The sequence below is a fragment of the Corynebacterium sp. HMSC30G07 genome, assembly GCF_001806945.1.
In the GTDB taxonomy this organism is placed as follows: Bacteria; Actinomycetota; Actinomycetes; order Mycobacteriales; family Mycobacteriaceae; genus Corynebacterium; species Corynebacterium riegelii.
Genome location: NZ_KV786473.1, coordinates 309,970 through 318,661, shown reverse-complemented (window position 1 = coordinate 318,661; position 8,692 = coordinate 309,970). Strand labels below are relative to the sequence as shown.

Genomic DNA, 8,692 nt, shown 5'->3' with positions numbered 1-8,692 from the left:
AAGTGTGCCAGCGTCGTAATAAAGTGGCGCAGTTTTACGCCAAGGGTCACAAAATACTGGATGATTTTGATAACCACCACGACCTTGACCTGGCCAATGCTCAGATCGCAGCGTTGGAGGAAGAATACGGCCTTATATTCCCGATCAAGGCGGTGCTGCCGGAGCCGGTGAGGGAACCGAAAATATCAGACTTTTTCGGGCCGACACCGCCTGTCCGAGAACCTGAGGATGGTTGGGACGAAGAATACGCACCGGAAGACGAATGGCCGGAAGAAATACAGCAGTTAATCTTCAACCACTAGCCCAAGATGGATGCTTTCCAGCTCGTGCTGGCCCGGACCAGGTGGAAGTGCGGCCAGCTCAGCTGCGGTTTGGTCGGTCACCGGAATAATCCACCCGGTTTTTGGATCAAGTGTTGGATCCGAAGCGGAATCGGTGGGGGTGAAGGTGACGGGGCGGGACGTGGGGGCGTCGGCAAGCAACTGCACCGGGCCCCGAAACTTCCGCAACGCGTCGAGACCCGGCGGGGTAGTGGTAATAATGACCAGTTTTTCATCAGTGTCCGGCGAAAGGTTGGCGGTGTGGACAGAAAGGTGTGCCACCCGAACCGTTGGAACCCGGTTGAAAAATCGGTCAAAGAAACCCATGTGCAGCGAGTCTAGTGGTACTAACGAACACGACGCACAAGCGCTCGGTAGAGGAATTTAGGCATCGTGCGCAAAGTACGTGATTGCAGGGCCAAACGGATGGTTATTCTCCGCGCATCAAGGCGAGGGTGAGTTCGTAGCAGCGCTCGAGGGAGGGCACCGGCAAAAACTCGTAGATCGAGTGGAAGTTGTGCGCGCCGGTGAAATAGTTCGGGGTGTAAATACCCTGGTTGGATAGCCACGACCCGTCGGTGCCGCCGCGCATGTCAATCTCCTTGGCCTCGATGCCGAGGCGGCGCATCGTCGCGTGGAGACGCTCGGAGCCGACGGAGTTCTCGGGCGTCTTAGCATCGGAGATGTTCGCGTACACATCCTCGATGTCGCAGGTGATGGTGGCGCGCGGGTGGGCGTCGGCAAGATCGCTGGCAAGCGAGCGCAGACGTTGCTTCTTCTCCTCGTATCCTGCACGGTCATGGTCGCGGATACTCAACTGCATCGTGCAGGTGGACTGGTTGCCGTCGATGTGGTTGAGCCAGATGAAGCCCTCGCGGCCCTCGGCGTGCTCGGGCGTTTCCTGTGGGTCGAGCTGGTTGGCAAACTCCATCGCCAACGTGATCGGGTTGACCAGGTTGCCCTTCGCATTCATCGGGTGGGCGCTCACGCCTGCGATGGTGATGGTGGCGGTGGCCGCGTTAAAGGTGGTCTCAACAACCTCGCCGAGTTCACCGCCGTCGACGGTGTAGGCGTAGTCGACGGGGAAGCGGTCGAAGTCAATGGTGCGCACCCCGCGCAGGCCGATCTCTTCGTCTGGGACGAACGCGATGTAGATGTCTCCCTGTGGTGCCTGGCCGCCAAGTTCGGTGACTGCTTCCATGATGGCGGTCACGCCGGCTTTGTCATCCGCACCAAGCACGCTCGTGCCGTCCGTGTGGGCGATCGGCTGGCCCTTGTACGCTGCAAGTTCCGGGTGTTCGGCGGTGCGCAGCCACAGATCACGTTCGGCGTTGAGACAAATGTCGCTGCCGTCGAAGTGAGTGAGCTGCGGGTTCACCGTTGGGGAGAGGTTGACATCCACCGTGTCCAGGTGGGAGCAGAAGCCGATCGCAGGGCCTTTGCCGGTGCCGGGAATCTTGGCCGTGACCACACACGTGTCCGACAGGTGGACGTTGGTGGCCCCGGCGTTGGTGAGCTCACTGACAAGCAAACGCGCGAACGTCCACTGGCTTTCGGTGGACGGGACCGTGCTTGCTGATGCGTCAGATTGGCTTTCCGTGCGGACGTAGCGGAAGAAGCGGTCGGTGAGACGTTGCTGGATCGGTGTGAGAGTGCTCATGCCGCGAGGGTAGCGCGTTAGTTTGCTGGTGCTGCCTCAGGGGAGCGAACGGGGTTATCGATTGCTCGGCCGAGCAGCACGATGAAGATGATCAGCGCGATGGTGAGCATGATGTGGCCCAAACCTGCGATGCCAGAAACTGCCGCACCCGACTCCTTACCCAGCACTGTCAGGGAGCCGTGGAAGATCAGCATGCCGACGGTGGTGAGTAAGCCAGCGTTGTATAGCCAGAAGAAAGCGTTGAAAAGCTTCTTGTCACGTGAAAAGGTAAAGACCTTTTCCAAGGCGAGGAAGATGAGGAACATCATGAAGCCCAGTGCCAGAAGATGCGTGTGCGTGACGCCGAGCTGGGTGAACTGGCCTTCCGGGAAGTCGTTGGCGCGGGTGAACTCGCGGTAGAACACGCCGGAGATGAGGCCGAATGCGAGGTAGAAGACTGCGGCTCTGTAGAGGGACTTCATCAAAAACTCCTTTTAGCAACAACATGTTGTGAACTTCATCTACGGTTTTACCAGAAAACGTGCAACCTGAAAACCGATGCGGCGGCCACCTCGCACGCTGTGAGTGAGTGTATAAGGTGACCAGTATGTCTGAATCGCACCGCGTGGATATGGTCGTGTCGTACGGCACTGGCGACCTGGTTGTCACCCCGTATGACTACGAGACACCGCTGCGGCGCGATAACCGACTTACGCGTGCCGGGTGGAAATCGCTCTTCCGTCGCGTGGTCACAGACTTTTCCAACGACGCAATGGTGGACCGTGCCGCTACCTTGACCTATTACACCCTGCTGTCGGTAGCTCCGATGCTGCTCGCCGCCTACTCCATGTTCAGCCTGCTCATGCCTAGTAGCGACGAGATGGCTGATTCCATCATCGCGGACCTCATTGCCCAGTACGTGCCGGTGCAACTACAAGAGGACGCATTCCGGTTAATCTCCGTTATTGTTGGCACGCCGGCGGAAAGCACCATCGCGCTTGCGGTGTCCGTGATTATCTCGCTGCTGTCCGCCTCGGCGTACGTGCGTTCTTTTTCGCGCAACGCGAACCTTATTTACGGCCGCACAGAGGGCCGTCCGATAGTGGCGACCTGGCTAACCATGTGGCTGGTCACGCTGGTCATGGTCGTTGGTGCGGTGCTGATCATTCTTGGTGCGCTGCTGACCGATTCCATTGTGAACGCGGTGCTTGGCCCGATTGCCAGACCACTGCAGCTGCAGGAGGAATTGGACTACCTGACCTCCATTTTCTTACCGGTGTGGGCTTATCTGCGCGGGCCGGTCATTGCGGTGGTATCCATCGCGTTGGTGTCCGTGCTGTACTACTTTGCGCCAAACGTAAAACCGGGACGTTTCCGCGTGCTCACTCTGGGATCAGCAACCGCGCTGCTGGTGATCGCGGGGTTGTGGATGTCGTTTGGCCTGTACCTGAAGTACGTTGGCATCCGCACTACCTACGGGGCATTCGGAACGGTGCTTGCTGTGCTGGCGCTGATCTGGCTGATGAACATTGTGCTGTTAGAAGGCGTGAAAATAGACGCCGAAGTGCTGCGCTCCAAGGAACTGCAGGCTGGCATGGACGCAAGGCGCAACATCCAGGCGCCGCCGCGCTCCAACCGGGGAGCTGCCTGGCGGTTGCAAACCAGGCGCTGGACCGACCGTGCCGCCGCCGAAATCCTTCAGGAGAGCACTACGCAGCAGCTTGACGACGCCGCAATGCACCCACCACAACCGCCAACCCAATAACCACCGGCACCATGCCGACTGCGATGAGGTAGGCACGTTCAGCAGCAGGATCGGTGGGGTCGTAGAACGATGACGCGGTACCCGCAAGCGAGGTGCCAATAGCCATGGTGAGGAAGTAGAGCGCTGAAAACCTGGTGCGAAACGCCTCAGGTGCGTATGCGCCGGTAGAGGACATGCCGATGGGGCCGATGAACAACTCTCCAAGCGACATGCACAAAACGCATGCGGCTAGCGCAGCAATTGGCGCCGTCGCGCCGACAAACGGCAACAGAATGAACATGCCAGCGCCAGCGAGTGCCAAACCGCCACCCATCACCGTGTGCTTGCGCGGCGAAAAGCGGCTCAACAGTGCCGCGATGGGCAGGGAGAAGAGCAAAATGTAGAGCGGGTTCAGGGACTGCATCCAGGATGCCGGCACGGTGAAACTGCCAATGGTTCGGTCTAGGCGCTGGTCCGAATACACCGCAAAGACGCCAGCGGTCTGTGCGAACAGACCCCAGTACGCGGTCGAGCACACAAAGAGCGGAATGAACTGGCGCACGCGCGCTCGCTCCGCCGCGGTGGTGTTCGGGGAGGTCAGCGCTTGGATGAACAATGCGGCTGCAGCCGCGACGGTACATACCAACAGGATGAGAACAAGCCGTGCCGGGGGCAGAAAAACAATTGCAAGCACGACTAGGGCGGTTGTGGACACAACGGCCGAGGCGACGGTGCGTGCTGGGGCAGTGTGGGTGGGGCGGCCGATCGCATCGCGTCCCAGTGCGTCGATAACGCGAGGGCGCAGCGCGGCATAGAAGATCGCGCCGATGATCATCAAGATTGCGGCGGCACCGAAGCCGACGTGGAAGCCGTAGCGTTCGGACAACCAGCCGGTAAGTAGCGGGCCGAAAAGTGCGCCGAGGTTAATACCGAGGTAGAAGATCTGAAACGCAGCGTCACGGCGACCCGAGGACGCCGGATACGCCATACCGAGCAGCGTGATCGCTGCGGTTTTTAGGAAACCGGAACCAAGCGCCACCAAGATGAGGCCCACGCCAACGCCCGTAAAACCAGGGATCAGCGCGAGCGCAACGTGGCCAGCGACCAGCAATCCGCAGCCGGTGAGCAAGGTGCGTTCTGGGCCTAGGACCCGGTCGCCGATCCAGCCGCCCGCAAATGTGCAGAGGTACAAACTTGCACCGTAGGCGCCGATAAGTGCCGTGGCATCGGCCTCTGCCATGCCTAGGTTTCGGTAGAGGTAGTAGACCAAAATTGCCTGCATGCCGTAGAAGCTGAAGCGCTCCCAGGCTTCCACGCCGGCAAGGGCGGCCACCACGCTTGAACGGTGTTCAATTTTTTGCATGAACAGCAGTATGCAACACCTACGGCGGTGTTAGGATCGTTTTTCACAAGAAAGTTGAACAGCGTTCAAGGAAGGCTTTAATGCACGCCCGCGACATCGCCGCCATCGACGCCGCACACATCTGGCACCCCTACGCCGAGCCCGGCCAATTCACCTACCCCGTTGCCAGTGCTGCCGGCACGAGCATCAGGCTTGTCGACGGCCGCGTGCTCATCGACGCCATGTCATCCTGGTGGGCCGCCACCCACGGCCACTCCAACCCGCGCCTGGTTGCCGCCGCAGAATCACAAATCTCCACAATGAGCCACGTCATGTTCGGGGGCCTTACGCACGAGCCTGCGGCAATGCTGACGCAACGCTTGCTCAACCTCACCGGCAACAATTTCAGCCAGGTGTTTTACTCAGACTCGGGCTCAGTTTCCGTGGAGGTGGCGATGAAGATGGCGCTGCAGTACGCCATCGGCCAAGGGCACCCCGAACGCACGACGTTTCTCACGTGGCGTTCTGGCTACCACGGTGACACGTTTGCCACGATGAGTGTGTGCGACCCGGAGGGCGGCATGCACGCCGTGTGGGGGGATGCGCTCAAGCCCCAGGTGTTTGCGGAGGTGCCGCCGGTGCGTGGGGCGTCGGCAAGCGAACATGCCCACTACCTGGATCATCTTGGTTCCCTGATTGATGAGAAGATCGCCGGGATCATTATTGAGCCGGTGGTTCAGGGCGCCGGCGGGATGCGCTTTCACGATGCGGAGCTTGTGCAGGGGGTGCGCAAGCTTTGTGATGATGCTGGCATCCCACTTATTGCCGACGAAATCGCCACCGGGTTCGGCCGCACAGGCCAACTGTTCACCACACTGTCCAACGGTGTTGTGCCCGATATTTTATGCCTGGGCAAAGCGATGACCGGTGGGTTTATGTCACTTGCGGCGACACTTGCCACCGAAACAATTGCACGCGGCATGGAGCCCAAAGCGCTTATGCACGGCCCGACGTTTATGGCCAACCCGCTCGCGTGCGCCGTGGCTGCGGAATCCGTGGCCATGTTTGCTGAAGGGACGTGGCAAATGCAGGTGCCGCGCATCGCAGCCGAGCTTGAGGCCGGGCTGCGGCCGCTGGCTTCGCTTCCGGGGGTTGCTGACGTGCGAGTACTTGGCGCAATTGGTGTTGTTGAGCTGGAACACAACGCGCCCATGCGGGAAGCAACCGAAGCGGCCATGGCCCAAGGCGTATGGATCCGCCCGTTTGGTCGACTGATTTACACCATGCCGCCGTACATCTGCACCAGCGAAGAGATCGCGCAGATCTGCCGCGGTGTTGCAGCGGCAGTGAAGGAGAGCATCGCATGATCATTGCAGTTACTGGGACAAATACGGATGTTGGGAAAACGGTCGCAACGGCTGCGATTGCAAGCGTGCTTGCGCAGCGCGGTGTTGATGTGGTTGCCGCAAAGCCCATCCAAACTGGGGAAGCGCCCGGCCACGGTGATGCATCTACCGTTGGGCGCCTTGCGGGAGTAGCAACGTTTGAGCGTTGGCGCTACCCCGAACCGCTCGCACCGAACCTTGCGGCACGGCGCGCAGGCGTTGCGACGCCAACGCTTGAAGAAGTCACAGACTGGGTGCGCAGCCTGGATGCGCCTGAGCGCGTCGTACTCGTTGAAGGTGCAGGTGGGCTGCTTGTGCGCCTAGCGGATGACTACACGCTTGCAGATATCGCGCAAGCCCTCAAAGCACCCGTAGTAGTTGTGACATCACTGGGTTTAGGCAGTCTCAACCTTGCAGAGCTCACGTGTGTACAGGCGCGAGCCATGGGCCTTGACGTCCTCGGACTGATCGGCGGCGCCATGCCCGAACACCCCGACCTGGCCACGCGCCTGAACGTTGCAGAACTGCCCTGCGTTACCGGCACACCCTACTGGGGCCACCTGCCCGTGAACTGCGGTGGGCTTGACCCGCAACAGTTCGCCGCAACCGCCTGGGAAGCGATTGGTGAGGCGGTTACTGAAGCAATAACCGAAGCGATTAATCCGCAATAAGCGGCTCGATCGTCAGCTCCGGGTGCTCCTTCTCCACGAAGGCAAGCTTCCACTTGTCGCCAAACAGGGCGATGAGCTCGCCGTCGGAACGCGTGAAGATCTCTACGCCACGCTGGCGTCCCAACTCGGGCGCGGAATCTGCGTCGGTGCGGCGTGCAACGGAGTAGGGGATTGGCTCCGTGATGGTCTCCACGTTGTACTCCAACTCCATGCGAGCCTGCATGACTTCGAACTGCATCGGGCCGACCGCGGCCATGACGGGAGCTGCGTCACCACGAGTGTCGTTGCGCAGGATCTGCACAACACCCTCGGCATCCAGCTGATCCAAGCCCTTGCGGAACTGCTTGTACTTGCCAAGGAACTTCGCACGCAGCGTGCGGAAGTACTCCGGCGCGAACTGCGGCATTGGCGGGAACTGGACCTTCTTGCCGGCAAAGATCGTGTCGCCAGGCGCAAGGGAACCCGCGTTGACCAGGCCGATGATGTCACCGGGGAAGGCGGTTTCCACCGTGTCACGGGAACGGCCGAACACCGTCAGCGCGTACTTCGTGGAAAACGTCCTGCCGGACTGGGCGTGCGTGACCTGCATGCCGCGATCAAACTCACCAGTAACCACGCGCATAAACGCCAACGTGTCACGGTGGTTGCGGTCCATACCAGCCTGCACCTTGAACACCACGCCGGAGAACTCATCGTTCAGCTCACGATCTTCTTTGCCAACGGGCGCTGGCGCGATCGCACACAGCGTGTCCAGGATCTGGTGCACGCCAAAGTTCAGCATCGCAGAGGCGAAAATGATCGGGGACGTGATGCACTGTTCGAAGAGTTGCTGGTCGTGCACGGCGCCGTCGGCAAGCAAAAGCTCCGCCTCTTCAAGTGCGGTCTCCCAGGCATCCCCCTCCTTCGCCGCAGCCTCGTCGGGAGAGTAGTGCTCCTCGGGTGCGATGGTGGAACCGCCGGCGGTGCGGATGAAGTGCACATAACCGTCCACCTCGCCATCAGCGGAAACGTGCGCAAGACCGCGGAAGTCGCCAGCTTCACCAACTGGCCAGTACAGCGGGGTCGGCTGCAGATCAATCTCGGTGACAATCTCATCCACCAGCTCCAGCGGCTCACGTCCCACGCGGTCCCACTTGTTAATCACCGTGACAATGGGCAAACCGCGGGCCTTGCACACGCGGAAGAGTTTCAAGGTTTGGGGCTCGAGGCCCTTTGCGGCGTCGATAAGCATGACAGCCGCGTCAACCGCGGAAAGCACACGGTAGGTGTCCTCGGAAAAGTCCGCGTGACCAGGAGTATCCACCAGGTTGATCACGTAGGGTTCGCCCTCGTGACCGTCCGGTGCATACTCAAACTGCAGGGCAGAAGACGCAACGGAAATACCGCGCTCTTTTTCCATATCCATCCAGTCAGAGACCGTGGACTTGCGGTTGCCCTTGCCATGCACCGCACCAGCCTCCGAAATTACGTGTGCGTGCAGCGCCAACGCCTCCGTCAACGTGGACTTACCGGCATCGGGGTGGGCGATGACGGCGAACGTGCGGCGGCGTTTGGCTTCGGCGACAGTGCTCATAAATTAAATACAGTAGTT

The 8,692-nt window shown here is 60.2% G+C and carries 8 protein-coding genes and 1 pseudogene; 4 read left to right on the top strand and 5 right to left on the bottom strand.

The features are described from left to right. Nucleotides 1-302 (top strand): annotated as a pseudogene (locus HMPREF3104_RS09770) (hypothetical protein); the annotation flags it as partial. Here HMPREF3104_RS09770 and HMPREF3104_RS09765 read toward each other — a convergent pair. From HMPREF3104_RS09765 to HMPREF3104_RS09755, 3 genes are all read right to left on the bottom strand, one after another. Then, nucleotides 285-647: a hypothetical protein gene (locus HMPREF3104_RS09765; protein WP_168156372.1), complete on the bottom strand. Its 363-nt coding sequence runs from the start codon at nucleotides 645-647 to the stop codon at nucleotides 285-287. The pseudogene HMPREF3104_RS09770 and the gene HMPREF3104_RS09765 overlap by 18 nt on opposite strands. A gap of 103 nt (nucleotides 648-750) precedes the next feature. Further along, nucleotides 751-1,980: a peptidase T gene (pepT, locus tag HMPREF3104_RS09760; protein ID WP_070495511.1), complete on the bottom strand. Its 1,230-nt coding sequence runs from the start codon at nucleotides 1,978-1,980 to the stop codon at nucleotides 751-753. Nucleotides 1,981-1,997: 17 nt separating this feature from the next. Next, nucleotides 1,998-2,441, bottom strand: coding sequence for a DUF2871 domain-containing protein (locus tag HMPREF3104_RS09755; RefSeq protein WP_052204993.1), 444 nt, complete (start codon nucleotides 2,439-2,441; stop codon nucleotides 1,998-2,000). 125 nt (nucleotides 2,442-2,566) lie between these two features. Between HMPREF3104_RS09755 and HMPREF3104_RS09750 the strand changes: the two genes are divergently transcribed. Next, nucleotides 2,567-3,724, top strand: coding sequence for a YihY/virulence factor BrkB family protein (locus HMPREF3104_RS09750; RefSeq protein ID WP_070495508.1), 1,158 nt, complete (start codon nucleotides 2,567-2,569; stop codon nucleotides 3,722-3,724). Here HMPREF3104_RS09750 and HMPREF3104_RS09745 read toward each other — a convergent pair. Further along, nucleotides 3,669-5,066 carry a peptide MFS transporter gene (locus tag HMPREF3104_RS09745; RefSeq protein WP_070495506.1) on the bottom strand — a complete coding sequence of 466 codons (1,398 nt, stop codon included), beginning with the start codon at nucleotides 5,064-5,066 and terminating at the stop codon, nucleotides 3,669-3,671. The two genes, HMPREF3104_RS09750 and HMPREF3104_RS09745, sit on opposite strands and share 56 nt — an antisense overlap. Nucleotides 5,067-5,146: 80 nt before the next feature. Here HMPREF3104_RS09745 and HMPREF3104_RS09740 point away from each other — a divergent pair, with 80 nt between their 5' ends. Next, the gene (locus HMPREF3104_RS09740; RefSeq protein ID WP_070495503.1) at nucleotides 5,147-6,412 is read left to right on the top strand and encodes an adenosylmethionine--8-amino-7-oxononanoate transaminase; all 1,266 of its coding nucleotides are present in this window, start codon (nucleotides 5,147-5,149) and stop codon (nucleotides 6,410-6,412) included. Further along, complete coding sequence (bioD, locus tag HMPREF3104_RS09735; RefSeq protein WP_070495500.1) at nucleotides 6,409-7,101, top strand: dethiobiotin synthase; 693 nt, start codon at nucleotides 6,409-6,411, stop codon at nucleotides 7,099-7,101. Before HMPREF3104_RS09740 ends, bioD begins: the two co-directional genes overlap by 4 nt. On the opposite strand, the gene HMPREF3104_RS09730 is transcribed toward bioD, so the two are convergent. Continuing rightward, nucleotides 7,088-8,674 carry a peptide chain release factor 3 gene (locus HMPREF3104_RS09730; RefSeq protein ID WP_070495497.1) on the bottom strand — a complete coding sequence of 529 codons (1,587 nt, stop codon included), beginning with the start codon at nucleotides 8,672-8,674 and terminating at the stop codon, nucleotides 7,088-7,090. The two genes, bioD and HMPREF3104_RS09730, sit on opposite strands and share 14 nt — an antisense overlap. Between the last annotated feature and the right edge of the window lie 18 nt (nucleotides 8,675-8,692).

Excerpts from the sequence above, each read along its gene's own strand:
- HMPREF3104_RS09750 (WP_070495508.1), top strand. The coding sequence starts at position 2,567 with ATGTCTGAATCGCACCGCGTGGATATGGTCGTGTCGTACGGCACTGGC.
- HMPREF3104_RS09745 (WP_070495506.1), bottom strand. The coding sequence starts at position 5,066 with ATGCAAAAAATTGAACACCGTTCAAGCGTGGTGGCCGCCCTTGCCGGC.
- HMPREF3104_RS09740 (WP_070495503.1), top strand. The coding sequence starts at position 5,147 with ATGCACGCCCGCGACATCGCCGCCATCGACGCCGCACACATCTGGCAC.
- bioD (WP_070495500.1), top strand. The coding sequence starts at position 6,409 with ATGATCATTGCAGTTACTGGGACAAATACGGATGTTGGGAAAACGGTC.
- HMPREF3104_RS09765 (WP_168156372.1), bottom strand. The coding sequence starts at position 647 with ATGGGTTTCTTTGACCGATTTTTCAACCGGGTTCCAACGGTTCGGGTG.
- HMPREF3104_RS09755 (WP_052204993.1), bottom strand. The coding sequence starts at position 2,441 with ATGAAGTCCCTCTACAGAGCCGCAGTCTTCTACCTCGCATTCGGCCTC.
- HMPREF3104_RS09730 (WP_070495497.1), bottom strand. The coding sequence starts at position 8,674 with ATGAGCACTGTCGCCGAAGCCAAACGCCGCCGCACGTTCGCCGTCATC.
- pepT (WP_070495511.1), bottom strand. The coding sequence starts at position 1,980 with ATGAGCACTCTCACACCGATCCAGCAACGTCTCACCGACCGCTTCTTC.